The organism is Pedobacter alpinus, from assembly GCF_042684645.1.
GTDB classification, from domain to species: Bacteria; Bacteroidota; Bacteroidia; order Sphingobacteriales; family Sphingobacteriaceae; genus Pseudopedobacter; species Pseudopedobacter alpinus.
The window spans coordinates 80,629-105,624 of the sequence record NZ_JBHULV010000028.1 but is presented as its reverse complement, the minus strand read 5'-3'; the positions used below and the strand labels follow the sequence as shown (position 1 = coordinate 105,624).

Sequence of the window (24,996 nt, the reverse complement as noted above, 5' to 3'; positions counted from 1 at the left end):
AGATTGTTTTATAATTATTTAAGGTCAGCCTTTCATTTTTATTTCAATTTCCAAAAATAATTCCCTAAGTTTAGCCCAACTTTAGGGGTGTCCTTTGATGGACTGAGATATATACCCTTTGAACCTGATGCGGTTAGTACCGCCGAAGGGAAAAGTGACAACAACCTATGCGTTGTTTTTTCTTTCCTCCTGTAATGGGATGCTCCTAAAGTCTGAAAATTTTAAACAGCAATGGAGATTACCGTAAATCAACAAGTTTATCAAATCACCCACAACTGCAACATTAAGCAGCTATTTGGCGATGTTTTGCAAAAGCCCAGCCAAGGTTTAGCTATTGCAATCAATCAAAACATTATTCCCAAAACCCAATGGGAAAGCCATTTTCTACAGTCGGGCGATAAAATCATCATCATTAAAGCAACCCAAGGAGGATAAAAAAACAACAATCATGAAAACAGAAAAAATTCCAACCCAGCAAGCAATTACCACTTCGCCATTCCCATCGTCAAAAAAAATTTACGTAAAAGGGCAATTGCATGATATTGAAGTAGCTATGCGAGAAGTGACTTTAAGTGATACCAAAATACATAATGGTTTTGGCCTAACAGAACCTAATCCACCTGTTACCATTTACGATACCAGTGGTCCTTATACCGATACAAATGCAGAAATTGATATTAAAAAAGGTTTACCAAAACTACGTGAAAACTGGATTATAAAGCGTGGTGATGTTGAGCAACTAGAAACTGTTTCTTCAGAATACGGACAACAACGTTTAAATGATGAAACATTAGATTATTTAAGATTTGCCCATGTCACAAAGCCTTTTAAAGCTAAAAAAGGGATGAACGTTTCGCAAATGCACTATGCGAAAAAAGGCATCATCACTCCAGAAATGGAATATATCGCCATCCGTGAAAACCAAAGGATTGATTTATTGAAAGAACAATTAAACGGTGAGTACGAAGTGATGAACCACCAACACCAAGGGCATTCTTTTGGAGCAAATACGCCTAAAGGTTACATCACACCAGAGTTTGTACGTTCTGAAGTGGCTGCCGGTAGGGCGGTGATTCCTTCAAACATTAATCACCCAGAGTCAGAGCCAATGATTATTGGACGTAATTTCTTAGTGAAAATTAACGCCAATATTGGTAACTCAGCCGTGACTTCAAGCATAGAAGAAGAAGTAGAAAAAGCAGTTTGGGCTTGTCGTTGGGGTGCTGATAATATTATGGATTTGTCAACCGGTAAAAATATTCATGAAACCAGAGAATGGATTATCCGAAACTCGCCAGTGCCAATTGGAACCGTTCCAATTTACCAGGCGTTAGAAAAAGTAAATGGTAAAGCCGAGGATTTAACTTGGGAATTGTACCGCGATACTTTAATTGAACAAGCCGAACAAGGGGTAGATTATTTCACAATTCATGCTGGCGTTTTATTACGCTATGTGCCTTTAACCGCAAAGCGTATTACCGGAATTGTTTCTCGTGGTGGCTCTATCATGGCAAAATGGTGTTTGGCGCATCATAAAGAAAATTTCCTTTACACCCATTTTGAAGAGATTTGCGAAATCATGAAAGTTTACGATGTGGCATTTTCTTTAGGTGATGGTTTGCGTCCGGGTTGTATTGCAGATGCTAATGATGCCGCACAATTTGGCGAATTAGAAACTTTAGGCGAACTGACTAAAATTGCTTGGAAACACGATGTGCAAACCATTATTGAAGGTCCTGGTCATGTACCTATGCATTTGATTAAAGAAAATATGGAAAAGCAATTGGAACATTGTTCTGAGGCACCATTTTATACTTTAGGCCCACTAACTACAGATATTGCACCCGGTTATGATCATATCACTTCTGCTATTGGAGCTGCTATGATTGGTTGGTTTGGTACAGCTATGCTTTGTTACGTAACACCAAAAGAACATTTAGGTTTACCTAATAAAAAGGATGTGAAAGACGGCGTAATTACTTATAAAATTGCTGCCCACGCTGCCGATTTAGCAAAAGGACATCCTGGTGCACAGTACCGAGATAATGCTTTGAGTAAAGCCCGTTTCGAATTTAGATGGGATGATCAGTTCAATTTATCGCTTGATCCTGATACGGCGAAAGAATTTCACGATGAAACTTTACCTGCTGATGGTGCTAAAATTGCCCATTTCTGTTCTATGTGCGGCCCAAATTTTTGCTCTATGAAAATTACGCAAGATGTTCGTGAATACGCTAAAGAAAACGGAATGGAAACAGAAGAAGCCATTGCAAAAGGTATGGAAGCAAAATCTAAAGAGTTTACAGAAAAAGGAAGTGAAATTTATTTGTAGGATCATTTGGGCATTTTAACACTCCGCCAGCTGGCGGATGTATCTTTTTTGCCATTTGCAAAACGGCAAGAGCAAAAAAGGATGCCGCTTCAATCGTTAATGCACAAAATCCTATTGATCTCGGTCTGTGTCCTCACAGACCGAAACTTGAATATAAATGGTCCGCGAGGATACAGACCATGGGAAAATAAGCAAAATGAAACTAATAGTGATTTCAAACCCTACATCTATACACAGCGAAGCCCAAATCGTAAATAATTTATTTAATGAAGGGCTTCGTTATTTTCATTTACGCAAACCAAATGAAAGTGAGGAAAGCGTAGAAAAACTATTAACACAAATTCATCCTTCATTTTATCCAAATATCGCCCTACATCAGCATCATCAACTGGCTTCAAAATTCGGAATAAAGAGACTGCATTTTCCAGAACATCAGCGGATGCAAACTGTAAAGGATGAATTGAAAATTAAAACATCAAAAGGTTTTACAATTTCAACCTCAATTCATCAAATAGAAGATTTAGAACAAGTTTCATTTTTCAATCATGTTTTTTACGGACCAGTTTTTAATAGCATTTCCAAAAAAGGATACGAAAGTAAAGTACCAGCAGATTTTGAGTTGATAAAGCCACAAAATGCTCCAAATGTAATTGCCTTAGGAGGAATAACACACCAAAATCTTCATCAAATTAAAAGGATGAATTTTGACGGAGTTGCTCTTTTAGGATTCATTTGGCAAAAACCCGAAAATGTAATAAATCAATTTAAAACCATTCAATCAACGCTCAAAATATTGTAAATCATGATCAGTCAATTACACTATATCTCACAAAGCAATTCGGAAATCTCGCATTTAAAGGCGATAGAAAATGCACTAAAAGCAGGTTGCAAATGGATTCAGTTACGCATAAAAGATGAACCTTTAGATTTTGTTTTAGATGCTGCTATAGCCGCTCGCCAACTTTGTAATGCTTATAAAGCCAAACTCATCATTAACGATTACCCTGAAATTGCTATTGAAGTAAAAGCCGATGGCTTACATTTAGGTTTACAAGATATGAGTATTCCAGCAGCGAGGGCAATTGTTGGAGATCAAATGATTATCGGCGGAACAGCAAATACCTTAGCACATATTTTACTAAGAGTAGAAGAAGGTGCAGATTATATTGGCTTGGGTCCTTACAGATTTACCAAAACCAAGAAAAACTTAAGTCCAATTTTAGGTTTAGCGGGTTATCAATCGCTAATCAAAGAAATAAATTATAGAGATATAAAAATTCCAATAATAGCCATTGGTGGAATAGAATTAGCAGATATTTCAGTTATTTCAGAAACAGGAATTTATGGAGTTGCGGTTTCTGGCGCTATTAATTATGCTGAAAATCAAGAAAATATAATAGCTCAGATTAATAAAAAATTAGAAAATCGACTTTAGAAAATCAATTATAATGTTAAAAATAGCAGATAAAATATTTACTTCTCGCCTTTTCACAGGCACCGGAAAATTTAGTTCACCACATTTAATGGAAGAAGCTTTAGTAGCTTCAGCAACAGAACTGGTTACCGTTGCCCTAAAAAGAGTAGATGTAAAAAAGCAAGATGATGATGATATCCTTATCCATTTGAAATATCCTCATATCAATTTATTACCAAATACTTCAGGAGTAAGAAATGCCAAAGAAGCGGTTTTTGCAGCACAATTGGCAAGGGAAGCTTTAGAAACCAATTGGATTAAATTGGAAATTCATCCCGATCCAAAATATTTAATGCCAGATGCTATTGAGACCTTAAAAGCTACCGAAGAGTTGGCCAAACTAGGTTTCATTGTTTTGCCATACATCCACGCCGATCCGGTTTTGTGTAAACGTTTGGAAGAAGTTGGAACAGCAGCAGTAATGCCTTTAGGTTCGCCAATTGGTAGTAATAAAGGTTTAAAAACCATCGATTTTTTAGAAATCATCATCAGCCAAAGTAATGTTCCTGTAATTATTGACGCCGGAATTGGAGCGCCATCTGATGCTGCAAAAGCCATGGAAATAGGTGCCGATGCAGTTTTGGTAAATACTGCCATTGCAGTTTCAAGTAATCCCATACAAATGGCTTTGGCTTTTAAAATGGCTGTAGAAGCTGGGCGAATGGCTTTTGAAGCCAAACTAGCAAAACCTGTAAATCATGCTGTAGCAAGTAGCCCTTTAACCTCTTTTTTAGATGAATAACTTTTTTGAACTCTTTAAAACTTACGATTGGGACAAAACCAAAGCCAGTATTTACGCTAAAACAAGCGAGGATGTGAAAAATGCTTTAGCTACCCAAAAAAGAACTTTAGAAGATTTTAAAGCTTTGGTTTCTCCTGCTGCAGCACCTTTTTTAGAGCAGATGGCAGCTTTGAGTCAGCAATTAACTTTAAAGCGTTTTGGTAATGTGCTACAAATGTATGTCCCGCTTTACCTCTCTAACGAGTGCAATAATATTTGTACTTATTGCGGTTTCAGTTTAGATAACAAGGTAAAACGCAAAACACTTTCGCCGATAGAAGTTATGCAGGAAGTTACTGCAATCAAGGAAATGGGTTACGATCATGTGCTTTTGGTAACTGGTGAAGCCAACCAAACCGTTCATGTAGATTATTTCAAGAAAGTTTTGGAATTGATTCGTCCGCATTTTGCCCATATTTCTATGGAAGTGCAACCGTTAGATTTGGAAGATTATCAAGAATTAAAACCTTATGGTTTAAATACGGTGTTGGTTTATCAGGAAACTTATCATCAAGAAGATTATAAAAAACATCACCCGAAAGGGAAAAAATCTAATTTCGAATACCGCATTAATACTCCAGATAGATTAGGCGAAGCCGGTATTCATAAAATGGGTTTGGGAGTTTTAATAGGCTTAGAAGATTGGCGAACAGATTGTTTCTTTACCGCCCTGCACTTAAACTACCTCGAAAAAAAATATTGGCAAAGTAAGTATAGCTTGTCTTTCCCTCGTTTACGCCCATTTAGCGGAGGTTTAGAACCGAAAATAGAAATGTCTGATAAAGAATTAGCACAGCTGATTTTTGCTTATCGGATATTTAATGAAGAAGTAGAATTATCCATTTCTACTCGGGAAACCGAAAAGTTTAGAAATAATATCATTAAATTGGGTATTACTTCCATAAGTGCGGGTTCAAAAACAAATCCTGGTGGTTATGTGGTTGAGCTGGAATCGTTAGAGCAATTTGAGATTTCTGATGAACGCACTCCTGCAGAAATTGCGGATATGATTAAAAAACAAGGTTATGAGCCAGTTTGGAAGGATTGGGATAATGCTTTAGCTTAAACAATGTTGCAAAAAGAAGAATTAAAAAGGTATAGCCGACAAATGATTTTGCCCGAATTAGGGTTGAAAGGGCAGGGGAAATTGAAAAGCGCCAAAGTTTTAATGATTGGTGCCGGAGGTTTAGGCTGTCCTGTTTTACAGTATTTAGCAGCTGCAGGAGTGGGAGAAATAGGAATTATAGATGATGATGTGGTGGATGAAACCAATTTGCATCGTCAAATTTTATATTTTCATGAAGATATTGGTTTAAAAAAAGCAGAGGCCGCAGCTCAAAAGCTTAAAAAACTGAATCCTTTTATAAAAATTGAAACTTTTACAGAAAGGCTAAACGCAGATAACTCATCTTCAATTTTTGCTAATTATGATTTAATAATTGATGGTTCTGATAATTTTCCGACTCGCTATTTGGTAAACGATACCTGCGTTGAACTTAACAAAACCTTAGTTTTTGGTTCTATATTTAAGTTTGAAGGGCAAGTTTCGGTTTTTAATTATAAATACGGTGCGCAATACCGAGATATTTTTCCTGAAGCTCCACAAAAACATGAAGTGCCTAACTGTGCTGAAATAGGTGTAATTGGGGTTTTACCTGGAATTATAGGAACACTAATGGCTAACGAAGCGATAAAAGTAATTACTGGAATTGGCAAAGTTTTATCGGGCAAATTATTAACGTTTAATGCTTTAGATGGCAATATGCAAGTTTTCGGCTTTAAGCCAAGTTATAAAAATTTTGTAAAATCAAATAACGAAAGTATAAGTGAAGCGGATAGCGAGGAAACACCTATAAATATTGCTGATTTGATACACCAATTGAATCAAGAACCTTCAAATATTTGTTTAATAGATGTTCGGGAGGAATACGAGTATCAAGATTTTAATATTGGAGGAATTAATATTCCTCTGTATGAATTGAAAGAACGCTTAGCCGAAATTCCATTAGGAAAAATATTGGTTTTCTGTTGTCAAAGTAGTCAACGTAGTAAGTTAGCTGCAAAACTAGTGAAGCCGCTTTATGAGGGTTCAATTTTGTATCTAAAAGATGGTGTTTTAGCTAGCTAGGTTTTTTTAAAATGAAAAGTTTTAAATATTTACCGGTTTTAAGCATTGCTGGTTCTGATTGTGGCGGAGGTGCTGGCATCCAAGCAGATCTAAAAACTTTTGCTGCTTTAGGTTGCTACGGAACAAGTGTAATTTCCGCAGTTACTGCACAAAATACTTTAGGTATTTCTGCTGTTCATCCCATCCCTTCAGAAATCGTGAAGCAGCAAATTATTGCAGTAATGGATGACATTCAACCTCTCGCTATTAAAATTGGAATGCTTTACAGTGCTGAAATTGTAATTGCAGTTGCGGAAACTTTAAAGAATTACCCAAATATTCCCATCATTTTTGACCCGGTGATGTCTGCCAGTTCTGGCGATAGTTTGATGCAAAAAGATACATTAAAAGCATTTCAAGCGCATCTTTTTCCAATTATAATACTACTAACTCCAAATCTTAATGAAGCTACTCAATTAACTCAGCAAGCAGTTAAGAATTTAGAGGATATGAAAAATGTGGCTTCTAAACTTTTAAAACTAGGATTGAAAAATGTATTGATAAAAGGTGGGCATTTACATGGGGAGCAGCTTATTAACTTTTATCAAAACCAGGAAGGTCATCAACACCAGTTTATTTCAGAAAAAATCAATAGCCAAAACTTACATGGAACAGGTTGTACTTTATCATCAGCAATTGCGGTTTATTTAGCGCAAGGTTTTAGTTTGCTAGCAGCTGTAGAAAGATCTGGAAATTATGTGCATCAATCTATTTTGCAAGGAGCTAATGTGAAAGTAGGAAGCGGGAACGGACCATTAAATCATTTTTTTGAACCTCAAAAATTAATAAAGATGATCTAATCAATGATTTGTAAATCTGCTTAAATTTCAATTTAAAAAATAAAAAGTGTATAATTGACATATATTAAAATTTGTAGATATTTATTTCAATTTTAATACTGGAAAATAGCCAATATAATTTATACCTAATTTTAAATTAATTTTAATGATGAAAAGTTTACACGTTTATTTAGCCTGTTTATGTGCCGGCTTTTTAGGTTTAGCATCTTGTCAAAACAATACTAAATCAGGAGATGGTACTGATAGCCTAAAAATAGATAGCAGTTTGTTTGACACAGTTATAGCAGAGAAAAAAGTATCAGCTTATGAATTAGAAAATGCCAATCATGTAGTGGCAAAATTTACTAATTACGGTGCTAAAATCACCAGCTTAATGGTTCCATCTTCAAATGGAGAAATGACTGATGTAGTTGTTGGCTTTAACTCAATTAAAGATTTTATTGCTTCAACTGATCCTTATTATGGAGCAATCATTGGTCGTTATGCAAATAGAATTGGTAAAGGTAAATATTCAATTGATGGCGTAGATTACCAAGCGCCAACTAATGATGGTCCTAATATGTTGCATGGAGGCCCTGATGGCTACCAAAGTATAGTTTGGGATGCAGAAAAATTGAATGATACCACCTTACAATTCTCTCATTTGGCTAAAGATGGAGAAATGGGCTTTCCGGGTAACTTAACGGTGAAGGTGATTTATCAGTTAACTTCAAAAAATGCTTTAAAAATTTCTTATGAAGCTATTACTGATAAGAAAACAATTTTAAATTTAACAAACCATGCTTATTTTAATTTGAATGGAGAGGGGAGTGGAACTATCTTGAATCATCAAGTGCAAATCTTTGCGAATGAATTTACTCCTGTTGATTCTAATTTAATTCCTACAGGTGAAATTGTTAAAGTTGCAGGGACTCCTTTTGATTTTAATAACATGCTTACTATTGGCGAAAGAATTGAGGCAGATGATCAACAGTTAAAGTATGGAAAAGGTTATGACCATAACTATGTTTTAAGTGATAAAGGCGAGATGAAGCATGCTGCGAAAGTGATAGGTGATAAAACTGGTATTATTATGGATGTTTATACAGAGGAACCAGGAATCCAATTTTACAGTGGTAACTTTATGAGCGGGAAAAATACTTTTAAAAATGGGGTTAAAGACGATTTCAGAACTGCTTTCTGTTTAGAAACTCAGCATTTCCCTGATTCTCCAAATCACCCTAATTTTCCTTCTACCACATTAAGCCCGGGCGAAACTTTTAAATCAGTTTCATACTTTCAGTTTTCTGTTAAGAAATAAGATTTTTGAATTAAGCAAAGAGGCTCTTAAATTAAATAATTTAAGAGCCTCTTATTCTTTAATTTAGGGAAGTTCTACATTAAATCTAACAATTGTTGAGAGGCATTTTTTGTATCTACTTTTTCAACAATTAAAGAAATTTTCCCTTCCTCATCAATTACAAATGTTTTGCGAGATGTACCCATATATGTTTTTCCATACATACTTTTCTCTACCCAAACTCCATAAGCTTCTACTATCTTTTTTTCAGTATCAGCAATTAAATTAAATGGAAGCTCAAACTTTGTTTCAAATTTTTTGTGCGATTTTTCATCGTCAGTGCTCACCCCAATAACCTCAAAACCTTTACCTTTAAAAAATTGGTAATTATCTCTAAAATTACAAGCTTCAGCGTTGCAGCCGGGCGTATTATCTTTTGGATAAAAGTATAAAATCACTTTCTTACCTTTAAAGCCCGAAAGTGAAACTGCTTCTCCATTTTGGTTGTTTGCCGTAAAATCTGGTGCAAGTTCACCAACTTTTAAATCTGCCATATGTTTTTTTATCTATAGAAATTTATACTGTATGTTTTAGTATTCTCTTTATTATCGGTAACAACTAATTTTAAATTATGTTTACCAAAACCAGTTTTTTCGTCAAAAGTATGCCAAAGCTTACCATTTCTTGAATCAAATTCTGCCAGTACCCATTGCTCATCAATATAAGTATTAAAACTTTTTATACCCGATAAATTGTCAGAAATTCTAAAAGATACATTAGCCTGTTTAGATAAGTTTATGCCTTCTTTGAGACCAATTGGGGTAATTGTTGGCGCAACACTATCCACCCTTAAACAAAAATTTCCAAAAGTTTTAGGCTTTGCATTTACATAACCGTCTTTATAGATTCCGCCCTGTGCACCAGTTTCTAGCTGAAAAATAATTATTTTATCAGCATAATTTAAGTAATTAGAATCAACCTTAATTGCTAAATCAAATGGGTTGTGAATTGGCGTATATTTATTGTGCAATTGATAAACTTTTGATGCCGCATAGCTCGGTTTAGCTTTCTCAGCATAATCAAAATAAAAATCGTTATACAAAGCACCCTCCGGTAATTTTAAAGATAAGCTTTGGTTAGAAAATTTATTTTCGGTTTTATAACTCATAAAAACGCCATCTTTTGGCCTGTTTTTAATAATAATATTGGGATTGTTTTTTACTTTAACAATTAAAACAGATTCATTTCCTTCAATATCTTTTAAAATATAGTCTATCTGATGGATTTTATTATCGTTAAGTTCCATTAATCCATTGTTTTTTAAAGTAGTAAAAAACTTAACTTTTGGATTATCGGCAGCAAAACCTTTTTGAATAACCCTGCCCGAACTTAATTTGCTATAATAATCTATATAAGCATTTATAGCTCTTGAATTTTCAAAAGCAAACTTGCTAATAACAGTTTCATATACCGTGTTACCATCTAATTTAATAGTGGTAGAAAATAAACCATTTTTATTTGAGGTGCCGTTTTGTTGGTCAATAGCAGAAATGCCTATACCAAACTCACCATTAACATTAATAACACCAGTTTTTCCTAAATTATATTTTCCATTATCGGCAGCAAAAGTAGGGTAGTATTGTTTTGGGGTAAACTCGCTAAAAGGATTTTTGCTGGTTTGATATACATAAAATGCACTAATTCGAGGTCTTATTGTGTCTTTTATTTTTATACCTAATGTTTGCGGGTTTATTGTTTCTTCGGTTTTACTATCACGCAATTCAAAATGTAAATGTGGTCCAGCAGAACTTCCAGTATTGCCAGAATATGCGATGATATCTCCTTTTTTTACAGGAATTTCTATAGGAGTAAGTGAAACATCAATAGCAAAACTTTGTTGGTTATATTGTAGCTTTTTTGTTCTATTAGCAATTAATGGATTGTATTTTTGCAAATGCGCATATACACTAGTGATTCCGTTTGGATGATTAATGTATAAAGCATTCCCAAATCCTCCAATTTGTACTCTTAGCCTCGAAATATATCCGTCTGCAACAGCAAATACAGGATAGCCTTCTCTTTGGTTGGTTTTAATATCTATTCCAGAATGAAAATGGTTAGATCTAATTTCTCCGAAATTTCCAGCCAATAATAAAGGAATATTTAAAGGGCTTCGGAAATAATCTTGAGAAATTGCGGGTAAAGTACCTTGTTGAGCCTTTAAGCTAGGCAAAGATATGCAGATACTTAAAAAAAGTATTAAGCCAAATTTTTTTAAATTCATATAAAATTAACTAAACTATTTTATTTCAAAATTTAATAATTCTTTTTGATTCAAATAGCCTTTAAGTTGATCTCCGATATTTACTTTGGAAACACCAGCAGGTGTGCCTGTAAAAATTAAATCACCTTTTTTTAGAGTAAAAAACTGTGAGGCGTAACTAATTATCTGGTTAAAGTTAAAAAGCATTTGAGAACTATTGCCTGTCTGTTTAACTTTATCATTTATCAATAAATTAAAATCTAAGCTATTTAAATCTCCTAACTCTGTTTTTGCGATAAACTCGCTTATGGGTGCCGAGTTATCAAATGCTTTTGCAATTTCCCAAGGCAAACCTTTTTCTTTCTGTTGTGCCTGCAAATCTCTTGCTGTAAAATCAATTCCTAAACCAATTTCTTCAAAATATTTGTCTGCAAATTTTTCGGCTATAAATTTTCCTTCTTTACAAATTTTTAAAACAATCTCAATTTCATGATGAATGTCGTTTGAGAAATTTGGGTGATAAAAAGGCTTATTACCTTTTAAAACAGCAGTGTCTGGTTTTAAAAATAAAACCGGTTTTTCTGGTACTGGGTTATTTAATTCTTTGGCATGTTCGCTGTAATTTCTGCCAATTGCTATAATTTTCATAAATTTAATTATCAATAATAATAAAAAAAGCCCTAATGAATCTCATCAGGGCTTATCAATATAAAAGTTTTTATTAAAGTACAGATATTCTTTTAACAATAGAATCTGAACCGGCAATAATTCTCACAAAATAAAATCCACTATTTAATTTAGAATCAATCAAAAACTTATTGTTTTGGTAACCTGCATTTAATTTTTGATTAAGCAGCGTTGCCACGTCATTACCTAAAACGTCTAATATTTTAATAGTAACTAAACTCTCTTTTTTAAGAGAGTAAGATAAATTAAGTTGATCTGATACTGGGTTTGGATAAACCTTAACATTATCAATTGGTTTCTGTAAATCTAAACTTACAGTTGAAATTGATTTTGTACTTTGAGATTTTGTTGATGCACTTGAATTTTCTGTACTTGATAAACCAGTTTTTAAAGAAGTCATTTTGTACATAAACGCATCAAAATCTGTTTTAAATGCATTATTGAAAACAGGTCTATTAGGTCTGTTATCTTTAAATTTTAAAGCAGCTTTTGTTAGTGAATCAGAATTGAAAGAAATACTTTTTGCAAACGTTGGCAATACTGTTGCTAAAACCGCAACAATTAAAAATGCCCGAAACGTATTTTTAAAGTATTTATTTTCCATGTCGTTTAATTAATACAAAAGTATAAATAAAATTTTTAATATTTATATACTATAACCTGTATTTTTTGCTGTTAACATATTTTAACATTAACAAAAACGTTGACTTATTTTTTTTACGAGTAATAAATTTAAAAGTTGCTAATTATTATTTTTGATTTACTTTTGCATCCTCATTCATAACTATTGTGTCTAATCATAAGAATTTAAATAAGTTATCTGCGGCAGGTGTTTTAATAAGCTTAGGGATAATTTACGGAGATATTGGGACTTCCCCATTATACGTTTTTAAAGCAATTATTGGAGATCGCACCATAACCAAAGAACTGATTTTGGGCGGTTTAAGTTGCGTTTTTTGGACATTAACCTTGCAAACCACAATTAAGTATGTTTTAATTACTTTAAAAGCTGATAATAAAGGAGAGGGTGGGATATTTTCTCTTTATTCTTTAGTAAAAAGGAAAGCAAAATGGTTGGTTGTGCCTGCAATCATCGGTGGTTGTGCACTTTTAGCTGATGGTATAATTACACCCCCAATTACAATTTCTGCTGCGATAGAAGGGTTAGAAATATTTTATCCAAACTTACAAACCATCCCTATAGTTATCGCAATTATCACTGCTTTGTTCATCATTCAACAGTTTGGTACTTCAATAGTAGGTAAGGCTTTTGGCCCAATAATGTTTGTTTGGTTTAGTATGATGGGCGTTTTGGGCCTTAGTTATATCGTTAAATACCCCGTTATTTTAGCAGCGTTAAATCCTTACTATGCTGTTAACTTGTTGGTAACAAACCCAGGTGCTTTAGGTATTTTGGGTGCTGTTTTTTTATGTACTACTGGTGCAGAAGCTTTATATTCTGATTTAGGGCATTGTGGAAGAAGAAATATAAGGGTTAGCTGGATATACGTTAAAACATGTTTATTACTAAACTACTTTGGGCAAGGTGTTTACTTATGGGATATTCAAAACGAATTATTGGATGGTAGAAATCCTTTTTACAGGATGATGCCAGATTGGTTCCTGATTTTTGGTATTTCAATAGCAACAGCGGCTGCAATTATTGCAAGTCAAGCGTTAATTTCTGGGTCGTTTACATTAATATCAGAAGCTGTAAGGTTAAATATTTGGCCCAAGGTTAAAATTAATTATCCTTCAGAAGAAAAAGGACAATTATATGTGCCAAGTATGAACTGGCTATTGTGGGTAGGTTGTTTAGGTGTGGTTTTGCTGTTTAAAAGATCAGAGGAGATGGAGGCAGCCTACGGTTTGTCAATTACCATTGCAATGTTAATGACCACAATATTGGTTGCTGTTTATCTTAAAAAGAAGAAATACCCAAAATACTTAATTGCATTATTTTTAATTGTTTATATCTCTATAGAGATGACATTCTTTATAGGTAACGTAACAAAGTTTTTGCATGGCGGTTGGTTTACGGTTTTAATAGGATTAGTTCTTTTTAGTGTCATGTGGGCATGGTATAATGCTCGCAAAATAAAAAACAGATATGTTAAATTTGTAGAGATAGAACAGTATTACGATATTATTAAAGAACTTAGTAATGACGAATCTATCCCAAAATATTCGTCACAATTAGTTTATTTAACAAGTGCTAACTTTTCATCAGAAATAGAGTCAAAAATAATTTACTCAATTGTGCAAAAGAAACCAAAACGGGCGGATGTTTATTGGTTGGTACATGTTGACGTGGTTGATGAACCCTATAAATCTGATTATAAAATAGAACATCTAATACCAGGTAAATTAATTAGAATAGATTTTAAATTAGGTTTTAGAGTTGAACAAAAAATAAGTGTTTTGTTTAGGAAAGTTGTGGAAGATTTAGTTAAAAACCACGAGGTAGATATTGTTAGTAGATATAATTCTTTAAATAAATTCAATATTATAGGCGATTTTAGATTTGTAGTTTTAGAGAAAATACTATCAAGTTCTAATAAACTATCTTTTTGGGATAAAGTAAATTTAGATTTTTATTTTGTGCTTAAACACTTTAGTTTATCAGAAGAAAAGGGTTTTGGTTTAGATTTAAGTTTTGTAACCTTAGAAAAAGTACCGTTAATGATAAGTGAAAACGATAAAGTAGAATTGGTACGTGTTAATTAATACGTTAAAAAATTCTTGTTACAAATGAGGATTTAGATTTGGCTTTATATCACTACAAGCTAAGTTTTTTTAAAACTAAATCTTAAAACGCATTTACAAATTCAAACATTTTAAAAAAAAGGAGCATGATGATTTAATATCAATGCTCCTTTTTTTTAATAAGCTTTAAAAATATTGTTTTATGCTTAAAACTGTCCTTTTGTAAAATGTTTTAATTGAATAACTTCTTTTTCAGTTAAATATCTCCAACGTCCACGGGTTAAATCCTTTTTAGTTAAGTTAGCATAAATTACTCGGTCTAATTTGATAACCTCGTAACCTAAACTTTCAAAAATACGACGTACAATGCGGTTTTTTCCGCTATGTATTTGAATTCCTATTTCGTTTTTAGATCCGCCTGTTACATATTTAACTTCGTCTGGTTTAATTAAACCATCTTCAAGCTCTAAACCAAAAGCAATTTTATTAAAATCTCCTTGAGTTAAATTTTTATTCAATTCTACATGATAAATTTTACTGATGCTGTTTTTTGGATGGGAAAGTTTATCAGCTAAATCGCCATCATTTGTTAATAATAACAAACCTGTAGTATTTCTATCTAAACGTCCAACTGGGTAAATTCGCTCTCTGCTTGCTTTGTCAACTAATTCCATTACAGTTTTACGTTCTTGAGGATCGTCTGTTGTAGTAATGTAGTCTTTAGGTTTATTTAATAAAACATAAACCATTTTCTCTCTTTTTAAAAGCTCGCCGTTGTATCTAATCTGGTCAACAGCAGGGTTGATTTTTGTACCCAATTCAGATACAGCCTCGCCATTAACAGTTACTACACCAGCTATAATTAGTTCATCAGCTTTTCTTCTTGAACAGATGCCGGAATTTGCAATAAAACGATTTAACCTAATGGTATCTCCATCTTTTTTGAAAACAGGTTTATTGCTTCCTTTACTTTTAAGCTTTACTTGGTCGTCTTGAAATTCGTTTGATTGATCATCATCCGTTTTTCTTTTACGGTATGGCTTATCTCCTCTGTCTTTAAATGTTCTTTTCTCTTCTGAAAAACCTTCTCTTCTATCCTCTTTGTTGAAACTTTTATCGCTGCTTACAAATGGTTTTCTGTTTTCCTCGTTTCTATCCCCAAACGGTTTTTTATCACCGTAAGAACCTCCTCTTTCACGGTTTCCATAAGGTTTTCTGTCATCAGAACCTTCTCTTTTATCACCGTAAGGTTTTCTATCTCCGTAAGAGCTTCCTCCTTCACGGCTTCCATAAGGTTTTCTGTCACCAGCACCTTCTCTTTTATCACCGTAAGGTTTTCTATCTCCGTAAGAGCTTCCTCCTTCACGGCTTCCATAAGGTTTTCTGTCACCAGCACCCTCTCTTTTATCACCGTAAGGTTTTCTATCTCCGTAAGAGCTTCCTCCTTCACGGCTTCCATAAGGTTTTCTGTCACCAGCACCTTCTCTTTTATCACCGTAAGGTTTTCTATCTCCGTAAGAACTTCCACTATCGCGAGTTCCATAAGGTTTTTTTTCTCCGTAAGAACTTCCGCCTTCGCGTGTTCCATAAGGTTTTTTATCACTAGAATTTTCTCTCTTATCTCCGTAAGCTTTTCTGTCAGCAAAAGAATTTCCACCATCACGGCTTCCGTAAGGTTTTCTGTCGCCAGAAAATTCTTTTTTATCACCGTAAGATTTTTTGTCTTTGTTAAAGCTTGAAGAAGAGCGGCTGTCAGAGTTTGATCTGCCGGCAGATTCAGATCTATCAGAGTTTTTGTAGTCTTTTCCGGATTTGTCGTCGCGACTGTTCCTGTTGTTATTGAATGGCATGGTCTTATTAAATTAATACCTGTTTTAAGGGGTGCAAAGTTACAAAAAACTTTAGAATTTGAAAGTTTATTAACAGCTTTTAATAAGGCAATTAGGTTTGCTTACTAATGGAGTTTTAAAGGGTTAAAAATACTTGTTTTTGTAACTATTTGATAATGTGATAAATAAAACTTACCTTTGCCCTGCTTTTTTATTAAATGGAAATAAAACAAGAATTATGAAGTTAAAACACATACTTGCTTGTAGCTTAATGTTAGTAATTTGTGTACTCACAAAAATGTTTGGTTACAGCTATTCCAGTACAATTAGTAAAGCGATTATTCCAAGTTTAAAATCGGTAAGAACAATTACAGAAAATGATTTTTTAAAGGACTTAGAATTTGCTAATGAACTGTTTCCCTCTGGGAATAAACGCATAGATAATAAAATGAAGAGAGCACTTAAAGCTAACTCATTTTCAACAATGCAAACTCTTAAACTACATCAAAGGTCAGAAATTTGGTTTCCTATTATAGAGCCAATTTTGAAAAAATACGGTGTTCCTGACGATTTTAAGTACATCCCTTTAATTGAAAGTGGGATGAAAAGAGGACAATATTCGCCAAAAGGGGCTGCCGGATTATGGCAATTTATGCCTCAAACAGCCAGAACTTACGGCTTAACCGTTAACGATAATGTAGATGAACGAATGAATGTGCGTTTGGCTACTGTAGCTGCTGCAAAATACATTAAAGATTTGCATAGGCAATTTAACAGTTGGACATTAGCTGCCGCCGCTTATAATGGAGGCGAAGGTAGAATGAAACGTCAAATTAATAAACAAAATATTGACGATTATTTTAAAATGGATTTAAACCACGAAACAGGTAAATATGTTTATAGTTTAATTTCTATGAAAGAAGTGATTGAGCATCCTGAAGATTATGGGTATAAAATTCGTAATGGCAGAAAGTTAATGGCCATTAAAGATTAATAATTGAAAACGAGCCGGAAATTAATTTCTGGCTCGTTTTTTTATTAATTTATTTTAAGAAGATAACAGGAGTAAAACTTTAGTTTTTGGCTTTATTTTCTTGAATCTTTTTTATTACTTTTTCACCCATTGCCTTCCCCCAAACTTGTCCTACTTGCATAGATTCTTGCATAATTAGAGGTGTTTTTTCTAAAACTCTTTTTCCTAAATCAGTTTGATAAAATGCGATTAAGCCGTCCAAATCTTTCTCCGTATAATATTTGTCGTAAATAGGAATTACCAGGTTTGTTAAATCATCAGCATTCACTTCTTTTAGAAAATCATCCCAAAAATGATTACTCATATTTGGCTGTTGAGTTTTAAAAGCAGTAATAATTTGATTAATGGCTTGCATGCCCATTTTGGAAGATCCAGAAATTTCTAAAAAAGTTTTGATTTTTTCTGTTTTTGATGCTGATGTTTGAGCAAATAAAGAAAATATTGTAAACATTAAGAACGCCACAGTGAGTAAAGTTTTTTTCATAATAAGGTAAGTAGATTAAATTTTAATAGAACTAGTGATTTTTATATATATAAGTCAATAGTTCGAATCTATTTTGATAGGGATCTTTAAAAAACAAACGTTCTCTGCCTTCAATTACGGTAGAGTAACTAATTTCAATTCCTTTAGATTTTAAAAAGTCTTCTGCAATTTTTAAGTCACTTACCTCAAATGCGGGATGCCTTTGTGAACTTAAACCTTGTTGTTCTTCCATGATGTGAAGTTCTATATCAGCAATTTTAAACCATAAAGCATTAAATGGCCTATCTCCTGAAATTATAGGAAGTTCTAAAACTTTTTCGTAAAAAGCTCCAGCTTCGGCTAGTTTACCTATTGGGACATTTATTAAAATGTGGTCTGTTCTTTTAAAAGGAATCATATTTTTACTCGTTTAGATCTTCTGATGCATCGTTTCTAAATTTAACTTGTATGCCGTGAATAAAGTTACGCAGTATTTGATCTTTACAAGGGCGATATTGGTTTTGAGTAGGATTTCTGAAAAATGCGCTTAATTCTGTTTTACCAATTTTAAAATCGACTAACTGTAAAACTTCAATAATGTCATCATCTTTAAAAGCTAAAGCAATTTTTAATTTTCTAAAAATGATATTATTGTTTAATTTTTTTTCTGGCTTAGGTTGTTCACCTTCTTTCTTACCTCTTTTTAAATTGATAAATCCTGTTAAAAATATAGCTAAATCAATGTCGTAAATAGGTTTATAATCAGGTGCATCGTCTTTTTTTAACCATTCGCTAATTTCTGCCCGCGTTACTTCCTTATCCGCTAATGCAAAAACTTTAATCATTTGGTCATCACTCAGTTCAAAAGTATAGCGTAAGCGGCGTAAAATATCGTTGTTGGTCAAATTATTTGATTTAGATGTATTCATTTCGTTGCCTTTAGCCTTTCAGCTTTTTAATTGTAAAACTCTTTCTTCGCTGCTGACAAAGTATTTCTTAACAAGCTTACAATCGTCATTAATCCAACGCCGCCTGGTACAGGAGTGATGTACGAACATTTTGGAGCTACGTTATCAAAATCAACATCACCAAAAAGCTTGTAGCCAGATTTTGTTACATCAGATGTTTCACGGTTCATGCCTACATCAATCACCACAGCACCATCTTTTACCATATCAGCAGTTAAGTAATTCTTTTTGCCAATAGCTACAATCACAATATCCGCTTTAAGTGTAAGCTCTTTTAAATTTTGAGTTTTGCTATGTGTAAGTGTAACTGTTGCATTTCCAGGATTTGCATTACGGGCCATTAAAACACTCATTGGGCTACCTACAATGTTACTTCTTCCAATAACTACACAATTTTTACCCGCGGTCTTAATACCATAAAACTCCAGCATCAACATAATACCAAAAGGAGTAGCAGGTAAAAAACAAGGTAAATTTCTTTGCATGCGCCCTAAGTTAATAGGGTGGAAACCATCTACATCTTTTTTATAGTCAATGGCTTCAGTAACTTTATCAGGATCTATATGCTTTGGTAAAGGCAACTGAACTATAAATCCATCTATTGAATTGTCTTTGTTTAGCTCTTCTATTTTATTTAGTAACTCAGCTTCGGTAACTGTTTCATCGTATCTTAATAAAGATGATTTAAACCCAACTTTCTCACAGTTACGCATTTTACTAGCAACATAGGTTTCGCTACCGCCATCATTCCCTACTAAAACGGCAACCAAGTGAGGTTTACGACCAGTTTTTTCTAGCATTTCTGCCGCTTCAATAGCAATTTGCTTTTTTAATTCTTCCGAAACGAGTTTTCCGTCTAACAATATCATTTTATATAAGTTTTGATTGATATTAATGTGAATGCAAAGCTAAAATTTTTTAAAGATGCTTAAACTGAATTAAGATTATTTTACAAAATATTTCACAGCAAAATCTTCGCAATTAAGTACTTCCATTTCCGAAAAATGGAAGTCTTTTAAGTTTTCTGTTACTATACATTCGCAATTGTTTTCTAAAGCTGCATAATACTCTAAGCCATCCTCAAAATCTAATATTTTTTTATTTTCTAAGGTTTTTGTAACTCCTAACCTGTCATTGTCAGCAATTTGAATGTGCTCTAAAAGCAAGCTAATTTTAGTTTTTGCGACTTTCGATGATGTTTTTTTCTCGGCAAAATAGTAGGCTATCGCTAAACAAACCGGAGAAGTGTATAAAGTAAATTTAGGATGATCAGCCAAACTTAAAATGCGGGCTGCGTAAGAAAAAACAGGATATTCTTTATTTAGAACAGCTACCAGAACATTTGCATCTAAAAAAACTTTCATTTTTTTGATGCAAAGAATTCATCTTTTTGTGATGTTTTTTTAGATTTTTTAGTTTGATAAATGGCATCACCTTCGGCAACCATGCTTACCCAATCAGAAATTGGGAAATCTTCTAAAGATTGGTAAGGTTTTTCTACAACTTTAGTTAACAAATGCTCTATCATACGCGATAAGCTAATGTTGTTACGCTCTGCATATTTTTTAGCCTTGTTAATGATATCTTCATCAAAAGAGAGTGTTAATTTAGTATCCATAGCAAATAATTTAATTTTGATATCCAAAGATATAAAAATATTACGTGAACAAAGAATATTTAATACGTATGATTTGTTTTCTGAGGTTAGAAGTATTTAGTATCAAGTACCCAGCTGCTCTTATTCCGTTATTAATTGTTGGATGTTAGAATAATAAGAGTATCAAGTAGATAAATCGCTTGCAGTCTTGCTACTTGATACTCGAATTTTGCTACTAATTTTAGTCCAGCTTTAAAACTGCCATAAACGCTGATTGTGGAATCTCTACGTTACCCACTTGGCGCATGCGTTTTTTACCTTTTTTCTGTTTTTCTAACAATTTACGTTTACGCGAAATATCACCACCATAACATTTAGCAGTTACATCTTTACGCATAGCCTTTACGTTTTCGCGGGCAATAATTTTAGCCCCAATAGAAGCCTGTATCGCAATATCAAACTGTTGGCGAGGTATTAATTCCCTTAGTTTTTCACAAATACGCTTACCAAAATCGTAAGAATTACTTCTGTGAATTAAAGACGATAGAGCATCAACATGTTCGCCGTTAAGCATAATATCTAATTTTACCAAGTCTGATTGTTTATAACCTATCTGGTGATAATCAAAAGATGCATATCCTTTAGATATGGTTTTTAATCTATCGTAAAAATCAAATACAATTTCGCCCATTGGCATTTCAAATACCAATTCAACCCTATCAGCAGTTAAATAGTGCTGGTTCATAATCATCCCTCTTTTTTGGATACACAAAGACATCACCGGACCAACAAACTCGGCTTTGGTAATGATATTGGCCTTGATAAAAGGTTCTTCAACAAATTCTAATTTAGAAGGATCAGGTAATTCTGAAGGGTTGTTAATTATAAAAGGATCGCCTTTAGTAGTATGTGCAACGTAAGATACGTTAGGAACAGTCGTAATAACCGTCATATCGAATTCACGCTCTAAACGTTCTTGAATAATTTCCATGTGTAGCATTCCTAAAAATCCACAACGGAAACCGAAACCCAATGCCGCAGAAGATTCTGGCTCAAAAACCAAAGAAGCATCGTTAAGTTGCAATTTGTGCATTGCCTCACGTAATTCTTCAAACTCATCAGTATCTACAGGGTAAATTCCTGCAAAAACCATCGGTTTAACCTCTTCAAAACCTTGAATTCCCAAAGCGGGTCTGTCTCTTAATACAATTGTATCTCCAACTTTTACCTCACGAGCTTCTTTAATACCAGATATAATATAACCTACATCACCAGTTTTTACAACATCTTTTGGTGTAGGGTTTAATTTTAAAATACCAACCTCATCTGCAATGTATTCTTTGCCAGTAGCAACAAATTTTACTCTGTCGTTCTTTCTAATTTCGCCATTTACTACTTTAAAATAGGCTATAATTCCGCGGAAAGAGTTAAAAACAGAATCGAAAATTAAAGCTTGTAAAGGAGCCTCCGGATCACCAACTGGTGGAGGTACTCTATTAATTACTGCTGTTAAAATATCTTGAATTCCTAATCCGGTTTTACCAGATGCAGGAATAATATCAGAACGTTCGCCACCAATCAAGTCAACAATTTGGTCTTTTACCTCTTCTGGCATCGCCCCAGGTAAATCCATTTTGTTTAAAATTGGTATAATATGTAAATCTTGTTCTAAAGCTAAATATAAGTTAGAAATAGTTTGCGCTTGAATACCTTGTGAAGCATCAACAATCAATAACGCACCTTCGCAGGCTGCAATAGAACGCGAAACTTCGTAAGAAAAATCTACGTGACCTGGAGTGTCAATCAAGTTTAAAATGTACTCCTGACCCTCATGGATATAGTTCATTTGTATGGCATGACTTTTTATAGTGATACCACGCTCGCGTTCTAAATCCATATTATCCAACAATTGAGCTTGAGACTCGCGTTGGGTAACTGTAGAAGTGAATTCTAATAAGCGATCTGCAAGAGTACTCTTACCATGATCGATGTGTGCAATAATGCAAAAATTACGTATATGCTTCATTTGAAACGCAAAGATAGATTTTTAAGCAGAATTTTAATTAACAATTTTGTAAAGCTATTGGTTTAATTTGGGCAAACCCCGAAAAGGGCACAAGCTATCCGCTGTAGTCCCAAAAATACCGATAAATCGGTATGGGAGCTGCCGCTGCTATCCTTTTTGCAGACGCTACTTTAAAATAGTCTTTTATTCAAATTCCGTTCTATTTAATAAATCTCTAAATTTGCGGCATGTCCATTTTTCATTTCAAACAATTTGTAATAGACCAAGAAGGTTGTCCAATGAAAATAAATACTGACGGTGTTTTATTAGGGGCAATGTGCAATGTATCTGCTGCAAAGCGAATATTAGACATTGGGACAGGTACCGGAGTAATTGCGTTAATGATTGCTCAAAGAAATCGTGAGGCTTTTGTGGATGCTATTGATGTTGATTACATAGCTTATGATAAATCTAAAAAAAACTTTGAAAATTCGTTATTTCACTCTTGTTTAAAAGCTCATCATCATAGTTTTAAGGAGTTTTTTGATTTAAACCCGTTAAACAAATACAATTTAATAGTTTCCAATCCGCCTTATTTTTTAAATGCTTTACAATCGCCAAAAGCATCAAAAAACATATCAAAACACACAAATGAACAATTTTTTCTAGACCTATTATTGGCGGCAAAAAATCATTTAACTGATAATGGCAATTTAGAGTTGGTTTTACCTGTAGATATTTCATTAATGCTACAAAATACTGCTCAAGATTATGGTTTATATGCCAATAATTGTATTAAAATAAATTCTTATCCCGATAAGGCTCATATTAGACATATTATCAGTTTTTCTAAACAACAAAAAGAACAATTAGATTTTCAGGAATTTTGTATTTATGAATCTCAAGGGATTCATTCATTACAATACAAAACACTTTTAAAAGACTTTTTTAAAATATTTTAATGATAAAAGTTGGATTAATATCAGATACACATAGTTACTTAGATGATGCTGTATTTAAGTATTTTGATGATAGGGACGAAATTTGGCATGCCGGCGATTTTGGAACATTGGAGCTAGCAGATAAATTAGCGGCTTTTAAGCCACTTAAAGGGGTTTACGGCAATATTGATGCTAAAGATATCAGAGAAATTTATCCAGAACATTTAAGATTTAAGTGCGAAGATTTAGATGTTTGGATGACGCATATAGGAGGATATCCAAATAGATATTCTTCAAACGTAAAGCCAGATATTTACACTAAGCCGCCCGGTTTGTTTATTTCTGGTCATTCTCATATTTTAAAAGTTATTTATGATAAAAAAATAGAATGCCTGCATATTAATCCCGGTGCAGCGGGTAAACAAGGTTGGCACAAAAAAAGAACTTTAATTAGATTTTGTATTTCTGAAAATAAAATCCATACATTAGACGCCATAGAATTAGCAGATAGATAACGTAAAAAGTACACTAAGTATATGGCAAAAGTAATTACATTAGGTCAATTTATTATTCAAAAACAAGCAGATTTTCCTTACGCAAAGGGAGAACTTTCTAGGTTATTAAGAGATATAGGTATTGCATCTAAAATTGTAAACAGAGAAATTAATAAAGCAGGACTGGCAGATATTATTGGTGATGTAGGTTCTATAAACGTACAAGGTGAAACTCAAAAAATATTAGACGTTTATGCTAACGAACAATTTATTTCTGCTTTAAGTGCTGGTGGCGAGTGTGCATTGGTAGTTTCTGAAGAAAATGAAGAGGTTATTATATTAAACAATGATGTTTCTAAAAACGCTAAATATGTTGTTGCTATTGATCCTTTAGATGGTTCCTCAAATATTGATGTTAACGTAGCTGTAGGTACAACTTTCTCTATTTTCAGAAGAATATCTAAAGAAGGGGAAGCAGATATTAAAGATATTTTACAAAAGGGAACTGAACAAGTTGCTGCTGGTTATATTGTTTATGGTTCATCAACCATGTTGGTTTATACCACAGGTTGTGGTGTAAATGGTTTTACTTTAGATCCATCTATTGGCGAGTTTTGTTTATCGCACCCTAATATTAAAATACCAGAAACAGGTACTATTTATAGTATGAACGAAGGTAATTACGTTCACTTTCCGGAAGGCGTAAAAAAATATATTAAATATTGCCAAGTAGAAGATGCTGCAACTTCAAGGCCTTATACATCAAGATATATTGGTTCTATGGTTGCAGATTTACACCGCAACTTAATTAAAGGTGGAGTTTATATTTACCCAAGTACTGCAAGCGCACCAAACGGAAAATTAAGATTAGTTTATGAATGTAATCCTTTAGCTTTTATAATAGAGCAAGCTGGTGGAAGAGCCAGCAACGGATTTGAGCGTATTTTAGATATTGAAGTTACGGAAATACATCAAAGAGAATCTATATTTATAGGTTCAACAGAAATGGTTTTGAAGGCCGAAGAGTTTATGGCTGAGTATTCTGCAAAGGAAGTTAGTTAGTTAGTTTTTAGTTAGTTAGTTAGTTAGTTAGTTTTTAGTTAGTTAGTTAGTTAGTTAGTTAGTTAGTTTTTAGTTTTTAGTTAGTTAGTTAGTTAGTTAGTTAGTTAGTTAGTTA

The 24,996-nt window shown here is 33.4% G+C and carries 26 protein-coding genes and 1 riboswitch; of the genes, 14 read left to right on the top strand and 12 right to left on the bottom strand.

Going from position 1 to position 24,996, the window contains the following annotated elements; genetic code table 11:
* The first annotated feature begins 73 nt into the window (after positions 1-73).
* A riboswitch (TPP riboswitch) is annotated at positions 74-168 on the top strand.
* A 63-nt stretch (positions 169-231) separates the two neighbouring features.
* From thiS to ACFSSE_RS09285, 9 genes are all read left to right on the top strand, one after another.
* Entirely contained in the window at positions 232-435 is a 204-nt protein-coding gene (thiS, locus tag ACFSSE_RS09325) for a sulfur carrier protein ThiS (protein WP_379043585.1), read from the top strand.
* Between the two features lie 13 nt (positions 436-448).
* Entirely contained in the window at positions 449-2,332 is a 1,884-nt protein-coding gene (gene thiC, locus ACFSSE_RS09320; RefSeq protein WP_379043582.1) for a phosphomethylpyrimidine synthase ThiC, read from the top strand.
* Positions 2,333-2,528: 196 nt separating this feature from the next.
* Entirely contained in the window at positions 2,529-3,131 is a 603-nt protein-coding gene (locus ACFSSE_RS09315; protein WP_379043579.1) for a thiamine phosphate synthase, read from the top strand.
* A gap of 3 nt (positions 3,132-3,134) precedes the next feature.
* Positions 3,135-3,767 carry a thiamine phosphate synthase gene (locus tag ACFSSE_RS09310; protein WP_379043577.1) on the top strand — a complete coding sequence of 211 codons (633 nt, stop codon included), beginning with the start codon at positions 3,135-3,137 and terminating at the stop codon, positions 3,765-3,767.
* A gap of 13 nt (positions 3,768-3,780) precedes the next feature.
* Entirely contained in the window at positions 3,781-4,548 is a 768-nt protein-coding gene (locus tag ACFSSE_RS09305) for a thiazole synthase (protein ID WP_379043574.1), read from the top strand.
* Positions 4,541-5,653 (top strand): 2-iminoacetate synthase ThiH, encoded by a 1,113-nt coding sequence (gene thiH, locus ACFSSE_RS09300; protein WP_379043571.1) that lies wholly within the window; start codon positions 4,541-4,543, stop codon positions 5,651-5,653. Before ACFSSE_RS09305 ends, thiH begins: the two co-directional genes overlap by 8 nt.
* Before the next feature lie 3 nt (positions 5,654-5,656).
* On the top strand, positions 5,657-6,715 hold the full coding sequence (moeB, locus tag ACFSSE_RS09295; protein WP_379043567.1) for a molybdopterin-synthase adenylyltransferase MoeB: 1,059 nt from the start codon (positions 5,657-5,659) through the stop codon (positions 6,713-6,715).
* An 11-nt stretch (positions 6,716-6,726) separates the two neighbouring features.
* Positions 6,727-7,554 (top strand): bifunctional hydroxymethylpyrimidine kinase/phosphomethylpyrimidine kinase, encoded by an 828-nt coding sequence (gene thiD, locus ACFSSE_RS09290; RefSeq protein ID WP_379043564.1) that lies wholly within the window; start codon positions 6,727-6,729, stop codon positions 7,552-7,554.
* Positions 7,555-7,699: 145 nt separating this feature from the next.
* Positions 7,700-8,854, top strand: a complete 1,155-nt coding sequence (locus tag ACFSSE_RS09285; protein ID WP_379043561.1) for an aldose epimerase family protein — start codon at positions 7,700-7,702, stop codon at positions 8,852-8,854.
* A gap of 74 nt (positions 8,855-8,928) precedes the next feature.
* Here ACFSSE_RS09285 and bcp read toward each other — a convergent pair whose 3' ends face one another.
* The 4 genes from bcp to ACFSSE_RS09265 form a co-directional block, all read right to left on the bottom strand.
* On the bottom strand, positions 8,929-9,387 hold the full coding sequence (bcp, locus tag ACFSSE_RS09280) for a thioredoxin-dependent thiol peroxidase (RefSeq protein ID WP_379043558.1): 459 nt from the start codon (positions 9,385-9,387) through the stop codon (positions 8,929-8,931).
* A gap of 8 nt (positions 9,388-9,395) precedes the next feature.
* Positions 9,396-11,117 (bottom strand): M23 family metallopeptidase, encoded by a 1,722-nt coding sequence (locus tag ACFSSE_RS09275; protein WP_379043554.1) that lies wholly within the window; start codon positions 11,115-11,117, stop codon positions 9,396-9,398.
* 15 nt (positions 11,118-11,132) lie between these two features.
* Positions 11,133-11,744, bottom strand: coding sequence for a fumarylacetoacetate hydrolase family protein (locus ACFSSE_RS09270; RefSeq protein WP_379043551.1), 612 nt, complete (start codon positions 11,742-11,744; stop codon positions 11,133-11,135).
* A 73-nt stretch (positions 11,745-11,817) separates the two neighbouring features.
* Complete coding sequence (locus tag ACFSSE_RS09265) at positions 11,818-12,387, bottom strand: T9SS type A sorting domain-containing protein (protein ID WP_379043548.1); 570 nt, start codon at positions 12,385-12,387, stop codon at positions 11,818-11,820.
* A gap of 185 nt (positions 12,388-12,572) precedes the next feature.
* Here ACFSSE_RS09265 and ACFSSE_RS09260 point away from each other — a divergent pair, with 185 nt between their 5' ends.
* Positions 12,573-14,510 (top strand): KUP/HAK/KT family potassium transporter, encoded by a 1,938-nt coding sequence (locus tag ACFSSE_RS09260; RefSeq protein ID WP_379043545.1) that lies wholly within the window; start codon positions 12,573-12,575, stop codon positions 14,508-14,510.
* Between the two features lie 185 nt (positions 14,511-14,695).
* Here the strand turns inward: ACFSSE_RS09260 and ACFSSE_RS09255 are convergent, their stop codons facing one another.
* Positions 14,696-16,339: a pseudouridine synthase gene (locus ACFSSE_RS09255; protein WP_379043542.1), complete on the bottom strand. Its 1,644-nt coding sequence runs from the start codon at positions 16,337-16,339 to the stop codon at positions 14,696-14,698.
* 217 nt (positions 16,340-16,556) lie between these two features.
* Between ACFSSE_RS09255 and ACFSSE_RS09250 the strand changes: the two genes are divergently transcribed.
* Positions 16,557-17,312 carry a lytic transglycosylase domain-containing protein gene (locus ACFSSE_RS09250; protein ID WP_379043539.1) on the top strand — a complete coding sequence of 252 codons (756 nt, stop codon included), beginning with the start codon at positions 16,557-16,559 and terminating at the stop codon, positions 17,310-17,312.
* A 79-nt stretch (positions 17,313-17,391) separates the two neighbouring features.
* Here ACFSSE_RS09250 and ACFSSE_RS09245 read toward each other — a convergent pair whose 3' ends face one another.
* The 7 genes from ACFSSE_RS09245 to lepA form a co-directional block, all read right to left on the bottom strand.
* The gene (locus ACFSSE_RS09245) at positions 17,392-17,835 is read right to left on the bottom strand and encodes a DUF2059 domain-containing protein (RefSeq protein WP_379043536.1); all 444 of its coding nucleotides are present in this window, start codon (positions 17,833-17,835) and stop codon (positions 17,392-17,394) included.
* Between the two features lie 31 nt (positions 17,836-17,866).
* The gene (locus ACFSSE_RS09240; protein WP_379043533.1) at positions 17,867-18,232 is read right to left on the bottom strand and encodes a VOC family protein; all 366 of its coding nucleotides are present in this window, start codon (positions 18,230-18,232) and stop codon (positions 17,867-17,869) included.
* Positions 18,233-18,236: 4 nt separating this feature from the next.
* On the bottom strand, positions 18,237-18,743 hold the full coding sequence (locus ACFSSE_RS09235) for a YehS family protein (protein WP_379043530.1): 507 nt from the start codon (positions 18,741-18,743) through the stop codon (positions 18,237-18,239).
* Positions 18,744-18,769: 26 nt separating this feature from the next.
* Positions 18,770-19,651 (bottom strand): bifunctional 5,10-methylenetetrahydrofolate dehydrogenase/5,10-methenyltetrahydrofolate cyclohydrolase, encoded by an 882-nt coding sequence (locus ACFSSE_RS09230; RefSeq protein ID WP_379043527.1) that lies wholly within the window; start codon positions 19,649-19,651, stop codon positions 18,770-18,772.
* 75 nt (positions 19,652-19,726) lie between these two features.
* Positions 19,727-20,146 carry a PIN domain-containing protein gene (locus ACFSSE_RS09225; protein WP_379043524.1) on the bottom strand — a complete coding sequence of 140 codons (420 nt, stop codon included), beginning with the start codon at positions 20,144-20,146 and terminating at the stop codon, positions 19,727-19,729.
* A complete protein-coding gene (locus ACFSSE_RS09220; RefSeq protein ID WP_379043521.1) occupies positions 20,143-20,400 on the bottom strand; it encodes a DUF6364 family protein in 258 nt (85 codons plus the stop codon). The genes ACFSSE_RS09225 and ACFSSE_RS09220 overlap by 4 nt, the downstream gene beginning before the upstream one ends.
* Positions 20,401-20,620: 220 nt before the next feature.
* Positions 20,621-22,405, bottom strand: a complete 1,785-nt coding sequence (gene lepA / locus ACFSSE_RS09215; protein WP_379043518.1) for a translation elongation factor 4 — start codon at positions 22,403-22,405, stop codon at positions 20,621-20,623.
* A 227-nt stretch (positions 22,406-22,632) separates the two neighbouring features.
* Between lepA and ACFSSE_RS09210 the strand changes: the two genes are divergently transcribed.
* Genes ACFSSE_RS09210 through fbp form a run of 3 tightly spaced genes read left to right on the top strand, consistent with a single transcriptional unit; the run spans position 22,633 to position 24,881 of the window.
* Complete coding sequence (locus tag ACFSSE_RS09210) at positions 22,633-23,346, top strand: tRNA1(Val) (adenine(37)-N6)-methyltransferase (RefSeq protein ID WP_379043515.1); 714 nt, start codon at positions 22,633-22,635, stop codon at positions 23,344-23,346.
* A complete protein-coding gene (locus ACFSSE_RS09205) occupies positions 23,346-23,840 on the top strand; it encodes a metallophosphoesterase family protein (protein WP_379043512.1) in 495 nt (164 codons plus the stop codon). Before ACFSSE_RS09210 ends, ACFSSE_RS09205 begins: the two co-directional genes overlap by 1 nt.
* Before the next feature lie 21 nt (positions 23,841-23,861).
* Positions 23,862-24,881 (top strand): class 1 fructose-bisphosphatase, encoded by a 1,020-nt coding sequence (gene fbp / locus ACFSSE_RS09200; RefSeq protein WP_379043509.1) that lies wholly within the window; start codon positions 23,862-23,864, stop codon positions 24,879-24,881.
* Positions 24,882-24,996: the final 115 nt, after the last annotated feature.

Bases quoted from the DNA above. Each gene is read 5' to 3' on its own strand.
- thiS (WP_379043585.1), top strand. From the start codon at position 232: ATGGAGATTACCGTAAATCAACAAGTTTATCAAATCACCCACAACTGC.
- thiC (WP_379043582.1), top strand. From the start codon at position 449: ATGAAAACAGAAAAAATTCCAACCCAGCAAGCAATTACCACTTCGCCA.
- ACFSSE_RS09315 (WP_379043579.1), top strand. From the start codon at position 2,529: ATGAAACTAATAGTGATTTCAAACCCTACATCTATACACAGCGAAGCC.
- ACFSSE_RS09310 (WP_379043577.1), top strand. From the start codon at position 3,135: ATGATCAGTCAATTACACTATATCTCACAAAGCAATTCGGAAATCTCG.
- ACFSSE_RS09305 (WP_379043574.1), top strand. From the start codon at position 3,781: ATGTTAAAAATAGCAGATAAAATATTTACTTCTCGCCTTTTCACAGGC.
- thiH (WP_379043571.1), top strand. From the start codon at position 4,541: ATGAATAACTTTTTTGAACTCTTTAAAACTTACGATTGGGACAAAACC.
- moeB (WP_379043567.1), top strand. From the start codon at position 5,657: ATGTTGCAAAAAGAAGAATTAAAAAGGTATAGCCGACAAATGATTTTG.
- thiD (WP_379043564.1), top strand. From the start codon at position 6,727: ATGAAAAGTTTTAAATATTTACCGGTTTTAAGCATTGCTGGTTCTGAT.
- ACFSSE_RS09285 (WP_379043561.1), top strand. From the start codon at position 7,700: ATGATGAAAAGTTTACACGTTTATTTAGCCTGTTTATGTGCCGGCTTT.
- bcp (WP_379043558.1), bottom strand. From the start codon at position 9,387: ATGGCAGATTTAAAAGTTGGTGAACTTGCACCAGATTTTACGGCAAAC.
- ACFSSE_RS09275 (WP_379043554.1), bottom strand. From the start codon at position 11,117: ATGAATTTAAAAAAATTTGGCTTAATACTTTTTTTAAGTATCTGCATA.
- ACFSSE_RS09270 (WP_379043551.1), bottom strand. From the start codon at position 11,744: ATGAAAATTATAGCAATTGGCAGAAATTACAGCGAACATGCCAAAGAA.
- ACFSSE_RS09265 (WP_379043548.1), bottom strand. From the start codon at position 12,387: ATGGAAAATAAATACTTTAAAAATACGTTTCGGGCATTTTTAATTGTT.
- ACFSSE_RS09255 (WP_379043542.1), bottom strand. From the start codon at position 16,339: ATGCCATTCAATAACAACAGGAACAGTCGCGACGACAAATCCGGAAAA.
- ACFSSE_RS09250 (WP_379043539.1), top strand. From the start codon at position 16,557: ATGAAGTTAAAACACATACTTGCTTGTAGCTTAATGTTAGTAATTTGT.
- ACFSSE_RS09245 (WP_379043536.1), bottom strand. From the start codon at position 17,835: ATGAAAAAAACTTTACTCACTGTGGCGTTCTTAATGTTTACAATATTT.
- ACFSSE_RS09240 (WP_379043533.1), bottom strand. From the start codon at position 18,232: ATGATTCCTTTTAAAAGAACAGACCACATTTTAATAAATGTCCCAATA.
- ACFSSE_RS09235 (WP_379043530.1), bottom strand. From the start codon at position 18,743: ATGAATACATCTAAATCAAATAATTTGACCAACAACGATATTTTACGC.
- ACFSSE_RS09230 (WP_379043527.1), bottom strand. From the start codon at position 19,651: ATGATATTGTTAGACGGAAAACTCGTTTCGGAAGAATTAAAAAAGCAA.
- ACFSSE_RS09225 (WP_379043524.1), bottom strand. From the start codon at position 20,146: ATGAAAGTTTTTTTAGATGCAAATGTTCTGGTAGCTGTTCTAAATAAA.
- ACFSSE_RS09220 (WP_379043521.1), bottom strand. From the start codon at position 20,400: ATGGATACTAAATTAACACTCTCTTTTGATGAAGATATCATTAACAAG.
- lepA (WP_379043518.1), bottom strand. From the start codon at position 22,405: ATGAAGCATATACGTAATTTTTGCATTATTGCACACATCGATCATGGT.
- ACFSSE_RS09210 (WP_379043515.1), top strand. From the start codon at position 22,633: ATGTCCATTTTTCATTTCAAACAATTTGTAATAGACCAAGAAGGTTGT.
- ACFSSE_RS09205 (WP_379043512.1), top strand. From the start codon at position 23,346: ATGATAAAAGTTGGATTAATATCAGATACACATAGTTACTTAGATGAT.
- fbp (WP_379043509.1), top strand. From the start codon at position 23,862: ATGGCAAAAGTAATTACATTAGGTCAATTTATTATTCAAAAACAAGCA.